This is a genomic window from Collinsella aerofaciens (genome assembly GCF_040910265.1).
GTDB lineage: Bacteria > Actinomycetota > Coriobacteriia > Coriobacteriales > Coriobacteriaceae > Collinsella > Collinsella aerofaciens_BK.
The window spans coordinates 169,998-185,793 of record NZ_JBDGAW010000001.1 but is presented as its reverse complement, the minus strand read 5'-3'; the positions used below and the strand labels follow the sequence as shown (position 1 = coordinate 185,793).

Genomic DNA, 15,796 nt, shown 5'->3' with positions numbered 1-15,796 from the left:
CCCTACATGGAATTGTTTGAGCCAATTCTTCATTTCTTTGCACAACGATGGGTCCACAACATCATCTGGGCCGGTATCTTGGCCATCGGCACCGCCGTTGCCGCCAAAATCGCGTCCAAGACCCTGCACCACCTGCTTAACCGCGATGATAACCCGCTCCCAGCATCGAGCATCTTCATCAACATCACACGCGCCGTCATCTGGATGATCGGCGGCAGCTTTATCCTCGACAACTGTTTTGGCATTAATGCAAACGCCCTCGTCGCCGCTCTTGGCGTCGGCGGCATCGCCATCTCGCTCGGCTTTCAGGACACGCTGTCGAACCTTATCGGCGGTATGCAGGTGACCTTCATGGGCATCATCAAGCCCGGCGACAATATCGAGGTCGGCAGCGTGTCGGGCGTGGTCCAAGACATCACCTGGCGCCACACGACCATCGAGGACGCCTGCGGGCAGACCATCATTGTGCCCAACTCCAACATCTCCAAGAACACGCTCGTGCATCTGATGCCCTTTGGGCGCGTCGCCGTACCCGTCGCGGTCAAGGACACGTCCAAGTGGGCCTCGCTGGACGCGCTAGCAGACGAACTCACGAGCGCCACCAAAACGGCTGTCTCGCCCATCTCGGGCTTTGACAAGGAGCCCTATGTGCTCTTTAGCGAGATCGGCGACTTTGGCATCAAGGGCAAGATCATCTTTATCGTCAGCGACGACAGCACCACCTTCACGGCAGCCGACGCCTGCATCCGAGCCATCGCCCCCATCATTGCCTAAAACCACCACAATGGGGACAGGCACCTTTGTGGTGGTTTTGCTTCGTGGTACCATGGTTCATATCGTTGTTTAAACGACTAAGGGAGCAGACACCATGGAAGAGGCCTATCGTCAAGCACGCAAGCGCGGCGAGCAGGGACGCCGTCGCGCCATCAGCCAAAGCGAGCATCCGTACCTCACAGACCTCGACAGCTTGGTTGCCCAGCTACCCTGTGGGCAACGCGAGAACATCGGCCTAAGGGACATTCCGCTCGAGATGGTCGTCGGCACGGTCACCAAAGGCCGTCAGTCCGCCTTTTCGTGCAACTTTATGCCGCTGCTGCCGTTTAATACCGAGTTCGCCCGCAAGTGGTCCAACCTCTACGACATCCAGGTGACCGAGGGCTATCGCGACCCCATCATCGTCACCGAGTTCATGCATCGGTTTTACGTCCAAGAGGGCAATAAGCGCGTCAGCGTCCTTAAATTCCTGGACGCTCCGACGGTTTCCGCCAAGGTCACCCGCCTCTACCCCGGCAAGTGGGATTCGGTCGAGAGCCGCCTCTACGGCGAGTTCTGTGCGTTTTGGTACGTCTGCCCCCTGTATGAGGTTGAGTTCTCGCGCGAAGGCAGCTACGAGACGCTCGCCAAGATGCTCGGTCAAAACCTGACCGAAAAGTGGCCTCAGAAAAAGGTCGACTACCTGCGCCACACCTTCTTGCTCTTTAAACGCGCCTACCTTCGCGCCGGCGGCGACCACCTGGACATTACGCCCGCCGACGCCATGCTCGTCTATCTCAACGTGTACAACCAGGACCGCCTGCTGGACACGCCGACGGACATCGTCGTAAACCGCCTGTGCAAGATTTGGCGCGAGCTGGTCATTGCCGGCAAAAGCGATGAGGAGAAGGTCGATCTTGTCGAGGCGCCGCAGCCCAACGAAGAAGAGGCGCCCGCCAAGTCCACCTCCGGCGTGCTCAACTTCTTTATGGGCAAGACCGTCTACTCGGTGGCCAACCCCCTGCGTATCGCCTTTATCCACGAATTCCCCTGCGCCACGTCGAGCTGGGACAGCCTGCACGACCAAGGGCGTCAATATCTCGATGAGCACTTTGGAGGCATCGTGCGCACCGAGGCGTTTGAGGACCGCCACGATCCGGACGCGTTCTACGCTGCGGTAGAGACGGCCGTCAAGCACGGAGACAAGGTAATCTTCTCGACCTCGCACCGCCTCATGGAATACACGCTCAGGGCTGCCGTCGAGTATCCCCAGGTGCGGTTCCTCAATTGCTCCATCGGCCTGCCCCATCAAAGCGTCCGCTCGTACTTTGGAAAGATGTACGAGGCCAAGTTCCTCCTGGGCGCCCTTGCTGCCAGCATGGCGGACAACCACCGCATCGGTTACCACGCGTCGGTCTTTGCGTCGGGCGCGCTTAGCGAGATCAACGCCTTTGCCATCGGCGCCTCGTTGCTCGACCCTCGCGCGCAGGTAATCCTTACCTGGGGCGATGTGCCCGCCGGCGGCCTTGCCGAGGCCATGTGCCGCGAAGGCGTGAGCGTCATGACCGGCGCCGACATGTCAAAGTCGCTCGAAGACCCCACGGCCTACGGACTCCACCGCCTGGTCGATGGCAAGGTCGTCGGCATCGCCATGCCGGTATGGAACTGGGGTCGATACTACGAGCTTATCGTGCGAAGCCTGCTGCATGGCACCTGGGATGAGACCAGTGACGATAGCCAGGTTCGCGCCGTCAACTACTGGTATGGTATGAGCTCGGGCGTTATCGACATTCGCTACGCTCCGGGCCTGCCTTATCAGACGCGCAAGCTTGTTCAGCTGCTCCGCAATGGCATCGTCGAGGGCTCCATCAATCCATTTGGCGGCGAACTCCATAGCCAAGACGGCGTGGTGCAGATCGAGGGTTTTCCCCCATTGCCGAGCACGCAAATCGTCGAGATGAACTGGCTGGCCGACAACGTGGTGGGCACCATTCCGCAGCCCAGCGATGAGCCGAAGGTCCGTGCCCTATGAAAATCCTTGCCGTAGCCGATACAGAAGAACGATGCCTTTGGGAATGTTTTCACAAGGAACGCTTTGAGGGTGTTGACCTGATTTTGTCCGCCGGCGATCTGGACCCGGACTATCTTGAGTTTTTGGTCACCGTCATCAACAAGCCGCTCATCTACGTGCGCGGCAACCACGATGACCGCTATGCACGTCATGCACCGGGTGGATGCATCTGCGTCGAAGACACCGTGTACGTGTATCGCGGCGTCCGCATTGCGGGGCTTGGCGGCTCCATGCGCTATCGAGATGGTGCCAACATGTACACCGAGCGCGAGATGACCAAGCGCATGCGCAAGCTCTCCCGCAAAGTGAGGATGGTCGGCGGCTGCGACATCCTGCTCACTCACGCGCCCGCCGCCGGCATGGGCGACTTGGATGATCTGCCGCATCGGGGATTCGACTGCTTTAACACAGCGCTTGAGTCCTGGAGCCCCGACTACATGGTGCACGGACATGTGCATCAAAGCTATGGTCCAGATTTTCAGCGCGAGCGGCAACACACGTGCGGGACAACGATCATCAACGCCTGCGGCTATACGCAGTTTGAGCTGGACGAGGCGCGCTACCCCATCCGTGGATGGCAGGCAGCCTGGCTCAATTCGCAAACCATGCGCCGCGAGCTCAAGCGCCACGAGGCAATCGAATCCTCAACCGCCAGAACACCCTGGTAACCACTTTTAAGGCTTGACGCTGCGCCGGCCCCAAGCGCCCCATCTCGCCCCTCAAGCCGTCGCTCGCGTACCAAAGTACGCGTCGCTCCTCTTTCGGGGCGACCTGGGGCACTTGGAACCGGCTCGCTGCGATGCCATAACATTGACGCCAAAGTGCCAAAACCACCACAAAGGTGCCTGTTCCCTTTGTGGTGGTTTTGGCCCGAGATAGCAAGAAACCCGGTCCTGCACGAGGCAGAACCGGGTTTCTTTAGCAATGCTTGCTTTGCTCAGGCAGTAACTAAAAGTTACTCAGCCAGGAAGTCGCGCTGGACAGCGGGATCGACCTTGACGCCAGGGCCCATGGTGGAAGACACGGAGATGGACTTGACGTACTTGCCCTTAGCGGAAGAGGGCTTGACGCGCAGAATCTCGGTGTACAGGGCAGCGTAGTTCTCGACGAGCTGCTGCTCAGAGAAGGACTTCTTGCCCAGGGGCACGTGGCAGATGCCGTAGCGATCGGCGCGATACTCAACGCGGCCGGCCTTGAGCTCGGAGACCATCTTGGCGACGTCCATGGTCACGGTGCCGAGCTTGGGGTTCGGCATGAGGCCACGGGGACCAAGGATCTTACCGATGCGGCCAACCTTGGCCATCATGTTCGGCGTAGCGATAGCGGCGTCGAAGTTGATCTCGCCCTTCTGGATCTGGGCGACGAGCTCGTCGGAACCGATGATGTCGGCGCCGGCAGCCTCGGCCTCGCGAGCCTTCTCGCCCTCGGCGAAGACGGCAACACGAACGGTCTTGCCGGTGCCGTGGGGCAGAGAGATGGAACCTCGGATGTTCTGGTCAGCCTTACGAGTATCGATGCCCAGACGGAAGTGGGCCTCGACGGTCTCGTCGAACTTGGCGGTGTCGAGCTCCTTGATGAGCTTGGCAGCCTGAAGGGGGGTGTAGAGCGTGGCGCGGTCGATCTTCTCGGCAGCGGCGTTATAGCTCTTACCATGCTTAGCCATGTGCATTACCTCCTGTGGTTAAACGGGCTTATGCCCTCCCACATCGTATCGTGTGCCCTATTGCACACATATAACGGGCGCTCCGGTCGGAGCACCCGTCATTACCTAAAGAAATCGTTACTCAGCGATGGTGACGCCCATGGAACGGGCGGTACCGGCGATGATCTTCTTGGCGGCGTCAATGTCGTTGGCATTGAGGTCCGGCATCTTGATCTCGGCGATCTTGGTGAGCTGCTCCTGGGAGAGCTGACCAACCTTGTCGGCCTGGGGCTTAGCGGAACCAGACTTGAGGTTCAGCTCCTTCTTGATGAGGTGAGCCGCCGGCGGGGTCTTGGTGATGAAGGAGAAGGACTTATCCTCGTAGACAGAGATCTCAACGGGGATGATGTCGCCCTTCTTGTCCTGCGTCTCGGCGTTAAAGGCCTGGCAGAACTGCATGATGTTCACGCCAGCAGCGCCCAGGGCGGGGCCGACGGGAGGAGCGGGGTTAGCGGCACCAGCAGGAATCTGGAGCTTAATGACGTTGGCAACCTTCTTCTCAGCCATGGTCATTCCTTTCGAATCACGAGTGTGAAGTACTTGCTATATCGTAAGCACGCACGTGTTAGAAGCACTCCTGAGATGAGCAGTCACAGAAGAAGCACGCTCGCGCGAACGGACGAAAACTTAAGCGATGACAGCGACCTGGTTAAAGTCGAGCTCGACCGGCGTCTCGCGGCCAAAGATCATCAGCGTGACCTTAAGCTTGCCAGCCTCGGTGTTAACCTCGGAGACCTTGCCATCAAAGTCGGTAAGCGGACCATCGGTGACACGGACGGACGTGCCGACCTGAATATCAACCGAGGTGCGCTTGGGCGAATCGCCCTTACCGGGACGACGAGTCATCTTGTTGTACTCGTCGCGGGAAAGCGGAGCGGGCTTGCCGTTGCCGCCCAGGAAACCGGTGACGCCAGGCGTGTTACGAACACACGTCCAAGCATCGTCATCCATCTCCATGCGGACCAGGACATAACCCGGGAAGATCTTGGAATCCTTGGTCTCACGCTTGCCACCCTCTTTAATCTCGGTGACACGCTCCATAGGAATCTCGATATCAAAGATACGGTCCTGCATGCCCATAGTCTCGATGCGATGCTCGAGATCGGACTTAACGCGGTTCTCGTATCCAGAGTAAGTGTGAACGACGTACCAACGCTTAGACATGGTTTAGCCCCTCAATCCAGAGAACAGAGCAAGAGCCTCGCCAAAGCCAGCATCGAGCAGAGCGATGACGACGCCGACGACGATCAGAGAAGCGCAAACGACGACCGAGTAGTTCACGAGCTCCTTCTTATCGGGCCACGTGACACGCTTCATCTCGGACTTGACCGAAGCGAAATACTTCTTGGTGCGGGCGAAGAAACCAGGCTTCTCGTTCTTCTTGGACTTCGCAGCCTTCTCGTTCTTCTTGGCAACGGCCTTCTTGGCCTCAACCTTGGAGTTGGCGGCAGCGTTGTTGGCAGGCGCCTGCTGCTGAGCCTTCTTCTTGTTCTTCTTGTTGGCCATTTGGGTTACCTCCGCGCAATGCGCTTATACATGAGTAAACCGTAAGCCCCCAATTGGGAGCTTACGGAATAATGACTGGCACGCCAGGAAGGACTCGAACCCTCAACACTCGGTTTTGGAGACCGATGCTCTACCAATTGAACTACTGGCGTATGTGACTAGAGACTAGCGAGTCTCTTTGTGCAGCGTGTGGTGACGGCACCAGGGGCAATACTTCTTGATCTCCATACGATCAGGCATGGTCGACTTGTTCTTGGTGGTCGTATAGTTGCGGCGCTTGCACTCAGTGCACGCAAGAGTAACTAGAGTACGCATGTATCCTGAACCTTTCATTTCCGCCCCGTACGGGCACGAGTTGATACTTTATCAGCTCTACGTAAGTGCTGTCAACGAAAACCTCGAATCAATTGGTTCTCGGTGAACCCATTCATATTTGGAACACATCAATGGAGCCAACGAGATCTAATCGACGGTGCACCCAGGACCATTATCGATCCTCTCGACACCAGCAACGGCTCAATATCCATTGCAGAAAAGAACCCGGCACCAATATAAGTGCCGGGTTCTCTAAGTCAGCTATATCAAAGAGCTAATTTACTCAATGATCGTGGAGACGATGCCCGAACCGACGGTGTGGCCGCCCTCGCGGATAGCGAAGCGCAGCCCCTCCTCCATGGCAATCGGGTGGATGAGGTCGCCCTCGATGGTGATGTGGTCACCAGGCATAGCCATCTCGGTGCCCTCGGGGAGCTTGACCGTACCGGTAACGTCGGTGGTACGGAAGTAGAACTGAGGACGATAACCATCGAAGAACGGGGTGTGACGGCCGCCCTCCTCCTTGGTCAGAACGTAGATCTCGCCGGTGAACTTGGTGTGCGGGGTAACCGAACCGGGCTTGCAGAGAACCTGGCCGCGCTCGATGTCCTCGCGCTTGATGCCGCGGAGCAGCAGACCGACGTTGTCGCCAGCCTCGCAGAAGTCCATGGACTTACGGAACATCTCGATACCGGTAACGACGGTGTTCTGGGTATCCTTGATGCCGACGATCTCGACGGGCTCGTTGAGTTTGAGCTCACCGCGCTCGACACGGCCGGTAGCAACGGTACCACGGCCGGAGATGGTCATAACGTCCTCAACGGCCATCAGGAAGGGGAGGTCGTTGTTACGAGCAGGCGTCGGGATGTACTCGTCGACAGCCTTCATGAGCTCGCGGATGGCGTCCATCCACTTGGCGTCGCCCTCGAGAGCGCCCAGAGCGGAACCACGGATGACGGGGATGTCGTCGCCGGGGAAATCGTACTCGGAGAGGAGCTCACGGGTCTCCATCTCGACGAGGTCGATGAGCTCGTCATCGTCGACCATGTCGCACTTGTTCAGGAAGACGACGATGTAGGGAACGCCGACCTGACGGGCGAGCAGGATGTGCTCGCGGGTCTGAGCCATGGGGCCGTCGGTAGCGGCGATGACCAGGATAGCGCCGTCCATCTGAGCAGCACCGGAGATCATGTTCTTGACGTAGTCAGCGTGGCCCGGGCAGTCAACGTGAGCGTAGTGACGGGCAGCAGTCTCGTACTCGACGTGGGAGACGGAGATCGTAATGCCGCGCTCGCGCTCCTCGGGAGCCTTGTCGATGTTCTCGAACGCAGTGAAGTCAGCCTTGCAGCCCTCGGTCTCGGAGAGAACCTTGGTGATGGCAGCGGTCAGCGTGGTCTTGCCGTGGTCGACGTGACCAATGGTGCCGATGTTAACATGCGGCTTAGTGCGCTCAAACTTCTCTTTGGCCATAAAGCCCTCCTCTTAACAGGTCGTCCCCGGACGGGACTTTGCCTTTATACCATAGTGGCCTCTCAACATACTATTGAGAAGCCACCGTGTTACCTATGGTAGCGGTGACTGGATTCGAACCAGTGACGCCACGGGTATGAACCGTGTGCTCTAACCAACTGAGCTACACCGCCGGATGGAGCCTGCAACCAGACTTGAACTGGTGACCTCTTCGTTACCAACGAAGTGCTCTACCGACTGAGCTATACAGGCACTTGACGGGTGGGAGCTATAGGATTCGAACCTATGTAGGCAGAGCCAACGGGTTTACAGCCCGTCCCCATTAACCACTCGGGCAAACTCCCAATCGTTCAAGTATCCGCAGGTCCTTTGGTCTTTTGGACCGCCGCCCCCGCGAACGAAGAAGATAATACGATGCCACCTTGGGGGCTGTCAACGAAAACCTCTAGATACACGGTGCCGGGCGTATCTATATACCTTTGACCTGCGGTTTTGCTGAGTTTGGATATGAAGGAAGGTGAATTTGCATATAGCGGTGACATTTCCCGAGGGAACACTTTTGCGTAGTGGAGTGAGCCTGCAGAATATTACTTCGATAACGACTCATTTGCACCTATATATAGGTTGAGATCGGGCTTCCCAGACAGAAGATTGCTCTTCCCAGGCAAAATCGAGCGTGGATAATCTCCCACTTTTGGCGTGCCATCGAGTCCAAAGTGGCAGATTATCCACGCTCATTAACTAGGCGGGAGATTTTCCACCCTCGTTTGTCCGGAAATCCTCGCTCAGCCAGGATGACTGGGACCGGTCCGGCCTTTATCTCAATCTGTAACATCTAGAGAATATTTTCTCCCCTATCTGTTACAAATCGAGATATTACGCAGAGACCCCAGCTTACGTCTCATTCTGTAACAGTATGAACGGTTTTCAGCTTCTTCGTGTTACAGATCGAGATGCTATCGGCCATCCCTTGGCATTGTCTCAATCTGTAACTATAAGGAGGGTTTTCAGCCTCTTCGTGTTACAGATTGAGACAAACCTGAAGCTTGGTTAGCACCAAACCTACTGACTTATCAACATAAATAGAAACGGGCCCTGTCCCACAAGGAACAGAGCCCGAAACTCTCATGGAGCCAGTGACAGGAATCGAACCTGCAACCCACTGATTACAAATCAGTTGCGCTACCGTTGCGCCACACTGGCACACTCGGCGCTTTCGCGCGAAGCCTGTTAAGAATAATGGAATTGCGGACGGGGCGCAACAGGCCCTTTGACCGATCACATCTCAAAACCCTTCGTCAGAACGAATAGTTTTATCTGTTCGCCAGAACCAAAAACTATTCGTTTTGACGAGGCCGACCTGCAACCCACTGATTACAAACCAGTTGGTTGGTCAATCGAGAAAGTAGCCCCCATTGAAGGTCTACCTACCTCCCGCGCAGGGCCTTGAGCTTGGCCAGGGCATCGGGGCTCAGGCGACTGCCCAGAGTCATCTTGATCTGCGGAGCTTCCTCTGCCTCGTGCACGTCGTTATCGATCTGTTTGATCTCGTCCACCAACATGCGGCTCGAGATGCGCGTAACACCCTTGCCCATGACGACGGCCTGGATCGTGCCGTCGCTCGACACCACGGAGCACGCGCGGCCTTCCTCGCGCGCCTCGATGCAGAGCTTCTGCACCACGGTATCGGCCGATACGCCCGTCGGCGAGAACTCGATGCGCACGCCGCGGGCAGGCAGATTAGGGCGCTCGCTGGAGATGTTTCCCGCGCCGTCGAACACGATCACGGCCTCGTAGCGGCCCTGGGCAAAGGCGGCGACGTCGTTGATGAGCGCGGTGCGCGCCATATCGTGGACGTCGCTGGAATATGGATCGTCGGAATGGTCGTAGATGAGCTTTTCGTAGCGCGGCGTGCAGTGAATCACGTTGTAACCGTCGACCACCAGCAGCTCGGGCTTATTGGAGTGCACCGTCGAGACCGGATCGGCGATGGCCTGCGCAAACGCATTGCCGCCCACGCCATAGGTCGCGGCCGAAACAATCGGCTTGGCCGAGCCTTCGCCAAAGCGCTTGGCCTTGGACTTGGCGCGGTTCTTCTTGGACATGTGCTACTCCTCCCCCATGAGCTCGCCGGCGTTGCGACGCAGCCACTCAAAGCACAGCGCCGTGGTCGCCTGGGCAACATTGAGGCTCTCGGTCATGCCGCGCTGGGGAAGCTTGGTCAAAAAGTCGCATTTCTCGAGCACCAGGCGCGAGATGCCGTCGCCCTCGGAACCCATGACAAGCGCCACGCGGCCCTCGAAGGGAGCATCCCAGCAACTGCCCTCGGCGTGCTCGGAGGCACCGCCCACCCAAAAGCCAGCGGCCTTGAGGTCATCGAGCGCACGGGCGATATTGGGAACCTGCGCGATGGGCAGATGCATGACGGCGCCGGCAGAAGTCTTGTAGCTGCCGACAGTCACACCGGCGGCGCGCTTGTTGGCAATGATGACACCCGCCGCGCCCACGACTTCGGCGGAGCGCACGATCGCACCAAAGTTGCCATCGTCGGTCACATGGTCGAGCACGACGACGAGTGCCGGTCCGTCACCCGCGCGGTCGAGAATATCGGCGATATCAGCATAGGGGAAGTTACCAACCTCGAGCGCAATGCCCTGGTGAGCGCCATGGCTCGACAGCGCGTCGAGCTGCGCGCGCTGCACATACTTAATGCGGACACCTGCGGCGTTGAGGTCGTCGACCAGGTGCGACAAGGCGGCATCGCGCTCCCCGCCCTCAGCGATGAGCGCGCACTTGACGGGAAAGCCGGTACGCAGCGCCTCGGCGGCAGCACGGCGGCCTTCGATAAACTCGCCCTTGGGAGCCTGGACAGCATCGCGGTTGCGATCGCGCTGCGGACGCGCGGCCTGGGTGCGATCGTGCTGGCCCTTGGGAGCGGCAGCGCGGTCATTGCGGCGAATCGAACGCGAGCCAGAAGCAGCCTGCTTGCCGCCACGAGGCGCACGCTTGCGATTGTCGGCCATAAAGCGACCTCCTAAATACAACTATCAAACGAAACAAATAGACCGACCGCCCGAGGTGCGGCAGATTGCCTTGAAAGAGGAGGGCATAGACCTTGAGGTCATGCCCGACGATTGAAAGGCAAGGTGCCGTGGCTCGGGCGGTCGGTACGGGTTTTCCAAGTGCCCGAGATTACCGTGAAAGAGGAGCGACGCGTACTTGAGTACGCGAGCGACGGTTTGAACGGCAAGGTCGGGTGCTTGGGAAACCCGCGGGGATTAGAGAGATTTGATACGAGTGCCCGCGGCAGTATCCTCGATCGTCAGCCCCAGGTCCTTGAGCTGGTCGCGGATGGCGTCGGCCAGATCCCAGTTCTTGGCGGCGCGGGCTTCGGCGCGGGCCTCGAGAATCTTGGCAGCAGCCTCGTCCACGTCGTCGCCCGTGTAGGCGACCAGGCCGGCGGCAACGCCTAGCAGACCCAGCGGCAGCTCGACCTTGGGCACGGGGAGCTCAACGCCAAACGTGTCGAGCAGCTCGACCAGCGTATCGGCGGCAGCAAGCGCGGCGGCCTTGTCGGCAGCATCGCCCGCCTGCTCCAAGTACTGGTTGCACTCGGTCACAAAGCCAAAGACGGCACCCATGGCACCAGCGGTGTTAAAGTCGTCGTCCATGCACTCCTTAAAGGCAGCACGAGTCTCAGCGGCCTTGGCGGCAAATGCCTCGGCGGCAGCCACATCGGCATCGGCCGTCGCATGGTTCGCGGCCCAGCGCAGGTTCTCGACCGTACCGGCGATACGCGTGAGCGAGTTCTCGGCACCCTCCAGGCGCTCCCAAGAAAAGTCGAGCGGCGAGCGATAGCTCGTCTGCAGCATCAGCAGGCGCAGGGCGGCAGCGGAGTGCTGCTCGAGGACCTCGGCCAGCGTAAAGAAGTTGCCGAGCGACTTGGACATCTTCTCGCCGTCTACCAGCAGCATGCCCGTGTGCATCCAGGTGTTGGAGAAGCCCTGGTGCCAGGCGCAGGTGGCCTGGGCGCACTCGTTCTCGTGATGCGGGAAGGCAAGGTCGGAGCCGCCGCCGTGGATGTCGATCGGAGTGCCCAGGTAGCGATGCACCATGGCGGCGCACTCGGTGTGCCAACCGGGACGGCCCTCGCCCCAGGGGCTCGGCCAGCTGGGCTCGCCGGGCTTGGCGGCCTTCCACAGGGCAAAGTCGAGCGGGTCGTTCTTGTCCTCGTTCTCCTCGATGCGCGCACCAACCATAAGGTCGTCGATGTTGCGGCCCGAGACCTGACCATAGTTGGGATCGCTGCGCACGGCAAAGTACACATCGCCGTTATCGGCTGCGTAAGCGTGGCCCTGCTCGATAAGCGTCTTGATCATGGCGATCATGGGGCCGATCTCCTTGGTGGCGCGGGGGCGCACATCGGGATCGAGCACGTTGGCGGCGCGCATGACGCCGATGAACTTGTCGGAGAACTCCGTCGCGACCTCGGCAGCCGTACGGCCCTGCTCGTTGGCGCGCTTGATGATCTTGTCATCGACATCGGTGAGGTTCTGGGCGAACGTGACCTCGTAGCCGCTCGCGATGAGCCAGCGACGAATCACGTCAAAGCTGATGAACGTGCGGGCATTGCCGATGTGGATGTTGTCGTAGACCGTGGGGCCGCACACGTACATGCGGACCTTGCCGGACTCGATGGGCTGGAACTCTTCCTTTTTATGGGTAGCGCTGTTGTAGATACGCATTCGTTACTCCTTAACGGTTTTCTGTAGCAGGCAGACGGCCCAGGCGCCGATTCCCTCGCCCTGGCCTTCCCAACCGAGCTTTTCGGTCGTAGTGGCGGCGACGCCTACATTTTCGACGTCAACGCCCAGGGCATGGGCAAGGTTGGCGCGCATGGCATCGCGGTGCGGGGTGATCTTGGGTTGCTGACAGGCAATGGTGCAATCGGCATCGACAAACTCAAAGCCCAGCTCGCGCGCATAGTCCATCACGCGAGCGAGCAGCACCATCGAATCAGCACCCTCGTAGGCAGGATCGGTGTCGGGGAATAGCTTGCCGATGTCTCCCCCGCGGCAGGCGCCCAGAATGGCGTCGGCCAAGGCGTGCACGAGCACATCGGCATCCGAGTGGCCCAGCAGGCCGCGCTCGTAGGGAATGTCGACCCCGCCGATGATACATCGACGCCCCTCCACCAAACGGTGGACGTCGTAGCCGTGGCCAATGCGCAGGTTACTGAACATGGGGAAGGTCCTCTCCCTCGGCCATGCGACCGAGCAGAATCGCGGTTACGGGACGCAGGTCCTCGGGCACCGTCACCTTAAGGTTATCGCGCGGGCTCTGGACACAGCGGACGCGCCCGCCCATGCGCTCGACCAGCGATGAATCGTCGGTACCGATAAAACCCTCGGCGATAGCAGCGGCGTGAGCACGCTTCATGGCGTCGACGCTAAAGATCTGCGGCGTCTGCGCGGCCCAATAGAGCTCGCGCGGCGGCGTCTCGACGATATTATCGCCGTCGACGATCTTGAGCGTGTCGATCGCGGGCTGACCGCACACGACACCGTCGAGCGAGCGGTCGCCCATGAGCACGTCGATAGCGTGGCCGATGGCCTCGGTCGTAATGAGCGGACGAGCGCCATCGTGGATGGCAACGTATTCAAAGCCCGCCGGAACCGCATGCACGCCGGCACGAGTGGAATCCTGACGGGTATCGCCGGCATCGGCAAAGCTGATGGGCGTGTCATAGTCAAACGGGTCGATGGCCAGGCGGCGCATCTCGGCACGGCGCTCGGCAGGACAAACCACGACGATGTGGCCGACCTTATCGCTACGATCGAACGCGCGGATGGACCAGCTCATGAGCGGACGGCCCGCCACGTTAACGAGCTGCTTGCCGCCGGGATTTCCAAAGCGCTGGCCGCTGCCACCGGCAACGACCACGGCGCATACGGGCGCCATTATGCGTTCCCCTGTTTGGTGCCCTTCATGCGGTACAGCGAGTCCGCAAGAATGGCAGGGTTGTTGACGCCAAAGTCGCCCAGGCGCTCCGGATCCTCGTTAATGTCGTCCATGAGCTCCTGCAGCGAGCCGTACTCGTCGACGATCTTCTCGGCCACGCCGTCGCGCACGACGGACACGCGCGAAAGCGTGCGCAGGCCCAGCGGCGTCATGACGGAGTCCTCGTCCAGGTCGTCGTAACCCAGAACTGCCGCCACGTGCTGCGGGTCGGACAGGTCCTTAGGCGTCATGCGAGCGAGCTCTGCACGAATCTTCTCGGCATTAGCCTCGGAGGAATCGCTCGCGTAGTCGCGGATCATCAGGTCGTATTCGGTATCCATGCTGGAACCGGCGAGCTGCTCGAGCTGCATCTGCACGAGCTTGCCCTGGTTGCCCAGCTTGACGATGCAATCCTTAAGCTCGGTCTTTGCCTGCTGCATGATCTCGAAGCTCGAGAAAATACCGGTAATGTCGGCGAGCGTAACGTAGTCGTCGAGCTCGAGGGCCGTCAGGCGCAGCAGGGAGCGGTCGAGCGACTGACGGGTGGTCTGGAGCGTGGCGACGAGCTGGTTGACCGAGCTCATGATGGTGGTGACGGGCTGGATCTCGTAGCTCTTGCCGTGAACGTACACGTTAACGACGGCACGACGGGCCGAGACCGAGATCACGATGGCATCGGTGAGCACCGACATGCGAGCGGCGGTGCGGTGACGCATGCCCGTCTCGCTCGTGGCAAGCGAGGGATCGGGATTGAGGTGGAAATTGGCGCGCAGGATCTGGGTGAGGTCGCCGTCGATGACGATGGCACCGTCCATCTTGGAGAGCTCGAACAGACGGTTCGAGGTGAACGAAATGTTGAGCGGGAAGCCGTCGTTACCGGCAGCGAGCACGTTTTCGGTGTCGCCGACGCAGATAAGGGCGCCCAGGTGACCGGCGATGATCATGTCGAGGGCGGTGCGGATCGGCTGACCAGGTGCCGTCAGGCGGATGGCCTGTTCCATACGCTTTTGCAGCTCGTTCTTATCCAAGGCATCGCTCCCATCGTATACGCTCCATAAACGCTAAATAGTTTCTCACGGTTTGTCCCCACGGCGCTTGCGAAATACGATGCTTACAGAATGAGCGAACACCGCTGAGGGCCCAACCCAAATGGGCTGCTTATGTGGTAGCATCGGGATTCACATGAATGAGGGAGTAGTCGCGTGACCGGATTCGCCTCCGGCGGCGCGGTAAGTCAACACACTGGCCGATGCGGCCTGGCTTGCCTTAATGAACGAGACTCGTGGCTGTGCGCGCAACGCGTACGCCACGGGTCTTTTTTGTTGCTCCCCCGCCAGAAGTACACGCGGGTTCGCCCGCAGAGAGGGAGCCAGACTATGGGACTCGCCGAGCTCGTGCTGCTCGCCGTTGGCCTTTCGATGGACGCCTTTGCCGTTTCCATCTGCAAGGGTCTCGGCATGAAAAAGATCAACCTTAAGGTCGCCGTAGTGCTCGGCCTGTTCTTTGGCGGCTTTCAGGCCGGCATGCCCGTAATCGGATGGGCGCTTGGCAGCCAGTTTATGGGCATCATCGGCCCCATCGACCACTGGATCGCCTTTATCCTTTTGGCCTTTATCGGCGGCAAAATGCTGTGGGAGGCCTTTACCGAGGACGAGGATGAAGGCGACGGCAAGGATGCCGAAAAGATTGACCTGGGCGAGTACCTGATCCTCGCCATTGCCACCTCAATCGACGCCCTAGCCGTGGGCATCTCATTTGCCGCGCTCTCGGTTGACATCGTGCCCGCTGTATCGCTTATCGGCGTCACAACGTTTATCTTCTCCGTCGCCGGCGTAGCGATCGGCCACACCTTTGGCGCGCGCTACGAAAAACCCGCCACCATCGTGGGTGGCGTCGTGCTCATCCTTATCGGCCTCAAGATTCTGCTGGAACACTTGGGGTTTTTGGCGCTGTAAAACACCCTTCAAAACTAAACGTCC

At 59.4% G+C, this 15,796-nt stretch carries 16 protein-coding genes and 5 tRNA genes; 4 read left to right on the top strand and 17 right to left on the bottom strand.

Features of this window, described 5'->3' with window-relative positions; genetic code table 11:
* The first annotated feature begins 6 nt into the window (after positions 1 to 6).
* From AB5Z14_RS00810 to AB5Z14_RS00800, 3 genes are all read left to right on the top strand, one after another.
* A complete protein-coding gene (locus AB5Z14_RS00810) occupies positions 7 to 774 on the top strand; it encodes a mechanosensitive ion channel family protein (protein ID WP_368129908.1) in 768 nt (255 codons plus the stop codon).
* Positions 775 to 868: 94 nt separating this feature from the next.
* Positions 869 to 2,785 carry a BMP family ABC transporter substrate-binding protein gene (locus AB5Z14_RS00805; RefSeq protein WP_368129907.1) on the top strand — a complete coding sequence of 639 codons (1,917 nt, stop codon included), beginning with the start codon at positions 869 to 871 and terminating at the stop codon, positions 2,783 to 2,785.
* Entirely contained in the window at positions 2,782 to 3,492 is a 711-nt protein-coding gene (locus AB5Z14_RS00800) for a metallophosphoesterase family protein (RefSeq protein ID WP_368129906.1), read from the top strand. The genes AB5Z14_RS00805 and AB5Z14_RS00800 overlap by 4 nt, the downstream gene beginning before the upstream one ends.
* Positions 3,493 to 3,779: 287 nt before the next feature.
* Here AB5Z14_RS00800 and rplA read toward each other — a convergent pair whose 3' ends face one another.
* The 17 genes from rplA to disA all read right to left on the bottom strand — a co-directional run bounded on the left by rplA (position 3,780) and on the right by disA (position 14,818).
* Complete coding sequence (gene rplA / locus AB5Z14_RS00795) at positions 3,780 to 4,487, bottom strand: 50S ribosomal protein L1 (protein WP_022093892.1); 708 nt, start codon at positions 4,485 to 4,487, stop codon at positions 3,780 to 3,782.
* Positions 4,488 to 4,604: 117 nt separating this feature from the next.
* Complete coding sequence (rplK, locus tag AB5Z14_RS00790) at positions 4,605 to 5,033, bottom strand: 50S ribosomal protein L11 (protein WP_022093893.1); 429 nt, start codon at positions 5,031 to 5,033, stop codon at positions 4,605 to 4,607.
* A gap of 120 nt (positions 5,034 to 5,153) precedes the next feature.
* Complete coding sequence (gene nusG, locus AB5Z14_RS00785) at positions 5,154 to 5,690, bottom strand: transcription termination/antitermination protein NusG (protein ID WP_006234984.1); 537 nt, start codon at positions 5,688 to 5,690, stop codon at positions 5,154 to 5,156.
* Between the two features lie 3 nt (positions 5,691 to 5,693).
* Entirely contained in the window at positions 5,694 to 6,032 is a 339-nt protein-coding gene (gene secE / locus AB5Z14_RS00780; protein ID WP_006234983.1) for a preprotein translocase subunit SecE, read from the bottom strand.
* A gap of 76 nt (positions 6,033 to 6,108) precedes the next feature.
* Positions 6,109 to 6,184, bottom strand: a tRNA-Trp gene (locus AB5Z14_RS00775).
* Positions 6,185 to 6,197: 13 nt separating this feature from the next.
* The gene (gene rpmG / locus AB5Z14_RS00770; protein ID WP_022093895.1) at positions 6,198 to 6,347 is read right to left on the bottom strand and encodes a 50S ribosomal protein L33; all 150 of its coding nucleotides are present in this window, start codon (positions 6,345 to 6,347) and stop codon (positions 6,198 to 6,200) included.
* Between the two features lie 279 nt (positions 6,348 to 6,626).
* On the bottom strand, positions 6,627 to 7,817 hold the full coding sequence (gene tuf / locus AB5Z14_RS00765) for an elongation factor Tu (RefSeq protein ID WP_035137538.1): 1,191 nt from the start codon (positions 7,815 to 7,817) through the stop codon (positions 6,627 to 6,629).
* A gap of 96 nt (positions 7,818 to 7,913) precedes the next feature.
* Positions 7,914 to 7,990: transfer RNA gene (locus AB5Z14_RS00760), tRNA-Met, on the bottom strand.
* 3 nt (positions 7,991 to 7,993) lie between these two features.
* Positions 7,994 to 8,069: transfer RNA gene (locus AB5Z14_RS00755), tRNA-Thr, on the bottom strand.
* Positions 8,070 to 8,079: 10 nt separating this feature from the next.
* A tRNA-Tyr gene (locus AB5Z14_RS00750) sits at positions 8,080 to 8,161 on the bottom strand.
* A 784-nt stretch (positions 8,162 to 8,945) separates the two neighbouring features.
* Positions 8,946 to 9,020: transfer RNA gene (locus AB5Z14_RS00745), tRNA-Thr, on the bottom strand.
* Positions 9,021 to 9,244: 224 nt separating this feature from the next.
* Positions 9,245 to 9,922, bottom strand: coding sequence for an NYN domain-containing protein (locus AB5Z14_RS00740; protein ID WP_368129905.1), 678 nt, complete (start codon positions 9,920 to 9,922; stop codon positions 9,245 to 9,247).
* Between the two features lie 3 nt (positions 9,923 to 9,925).
* Positions 9,926 to 10,840, bottom strand: coding sequence for a 23S rRNA (guanosine(2251)-2'-O)-methyltransferase RlmB (gene rlmB, locus AB5Z14_RS00735; RefSeq protein WP_368129904.1), 915 nt, complete (start codon positions 10,838 to 10,840; stop codon positions 9,926 to 9,928).
* 255 nt (positions 10,841 to 11,095) lie between these two features.
* Complete coding sequence (cysS, locus tag AB5Z14_RS00730) at positions 11,096 to 12,562, bottom strand: cysteine--tRNA ligase (RefSeq protein WP_368129903.1); 1,467 nt, start codon at positions 12,560 to 12,562, stop codon at positions 11,096 to 11,098.
* Between the two features lie 3 nt (positions 12,563 to 12,565).
* A complete protein-coding gene (gene ispF / locus AB5Z14_RS00725) occupies positions 12,566 to 13,060 on the bottom strand; it encodes a 2-C-methyl-D-erythritol 2,4-cyclodiphosphate synthase (RefSeq protein WP_368129902.1) in 495 nt (164 codons plus the stop codon).
* Positions 13,050 to 13,778, bottom strand: a complete 729-nt coding sequence (ispD, locus tag AB5Z14_RS00720) for a 2-C-methyl-D-erythritol 4-phosphate cytidylyltransferase (protein WP_368129901.1) — start codon at positions 13,776 to 13,778, stop codon at positions 13,050 to 13,052. Before ispD ends, ispF begins: the two co-directional genes overlap by 11 nt.
* Positions 13,778 to 14,818, bottom strand: a complete 1,041-nt coding sequence (gene disA / locus AB5Z14_RS00715) for a DNA integrity scanning diadenylate cyclase DisA (protein ID WP_438265642.1) — start codon at positions 14,816 to 14,818, stop codon at positions 13,778 to 13,780. Before disA ends, ispD begins: the two co-directional genes overlap by 1 nt.
* Before the next feature lie 375 nt (positions 14,819 to 15,193).
* Here disA and AB5Z14_RS00710 point away from each other — a divergent pair, with 375 nt between their 5' ends.
* Positions 15,194 to 15,772, top strand: a complete 579-nt coding sequence (locus tag AB5Z14_RS00710) for a manganese efflux pump MntP (RefSeq protein ID WP_368129899.1) — start codon at positions 15,194 to 15,196, stop codon at positions 15,770 to 15,772.
* The last annotated feature ends 24 nt before the right edge of the window (positions 15,773 to 15,796 follow it).

Excerpts from the sequence above, each read along its gene's own strand:
- AB5Z14_RS00810 (WP_368129908.1), top strand. The coding sequence starts at position 7 with ATGGAATTGTTTGAGCCAATTCTTCATTTCTTTGCACAACGATGGGTC.
- AB5Z14_RS00805 (WP_368129907.1), top strand. The coding sequence starts at position 869 with ATGGAAGAGGCCTATCGTCAAGCACGCAAGCGCGGCGAGCAGGGACGC.
- AB5Z14_RS00800 (WP_368129906.1), top strand. The coding sequence starts at position 2,782 with ATGAAAATCCTTGCCGTAGCCGATACAGAAGAACGATGCCTTTGGGAA.
- rplA (WP_022093892.1), bottom strand. The coding sequence starts at position 4,487 with ATGGCTAAGCATGGTAAGAGCTATAACGCCGCTGCCGAGAAGATCGAC.
- rplK (WP_022093893.1), bottom strand. The coding sequence starts at position 5,033 with ATGGCTGAGAAGAAGGTTGCCAACGTCATTAAGCTCCAGATTCCTGCT.
- nusG (WP_006234984.1), bottom strand. The coding sequence starts at position 5,690 with ATGTCTAAGCGTTGGTACGTCGTTCACACTTACTCTGGATACGAGAAC.
- secE (WP_006234983.1), bottom strand. The coding sequence starts at position 6,032 with ATGGCCAACAAGAAGAACAAGAAGAAGGCTCAGCAGCAGGCGCCTGCC.
- rpmG (WP_022093895.1), bottom strand. The coding sequence starts at position 6,347 with ATGCGTACTCTAGTTACTCTTGCGTGCACTGAGTGCAAGCGCCGCAAC.
- tuf (WP_035137538.1), bottom strand. The coding sequence starts at position 7,817 with ATGGCCAAAGAGAAGTTTGAGCGCACTAAGCCGCATGTTAACATCGGC.
- AB5Z14_RS00740 (WP_368129905.1), bottom strand. The coding sequence starts at position 9,922 with ATGTCCAAGAAGAACCGCGCCAAGTCCAAGGCCAAGCGCTTTGGCGAA.
- rlmB (WP_368129904.1), bottom strand. The coding sequence starts at position 10,840 with ATGGCCGACAATCGCAAGCGTGCGCCTCGTGGCGGCAAGCAGGCTGCT.
- cysS (WP_368129903.1), bottom strand. The coding sequence starts at position 12,562 with ATGCGTATCTACAACAGCGCTACCCATAAAAAGGAAGAGTTCCAGCCC.
- ispF (WP_368129902.1), bottom strand. The coding sequence starts at position 13,060 with ATGTTCAGTAACCTGCGCATTGGCCACGGCTACGACGTCCACCGTTTG.
- ispD (WP_368129901.1), bottom strand. The coding sequence starts at position 13,778 with ATGGCGCCCGTATGCGCCGTGGTCGTTGCCGGTGGCAGCGGCCAGCGC.
- disA (WP_438265642.1), bottom strand. The coding sequence starts at position 14,818 with ATGGAACAGGCCATCCGCCTGACGGCACCTGGTCAGCCGATCCGCACC.
- AB5Z14_RS00710 (WP_368129899.1), top strand. The coding sequence starts at position 15,194 with ATGGGACTCGCCGAGCTCGTGCTGCTCGCCGTTGGCCTTTCGATGGAC.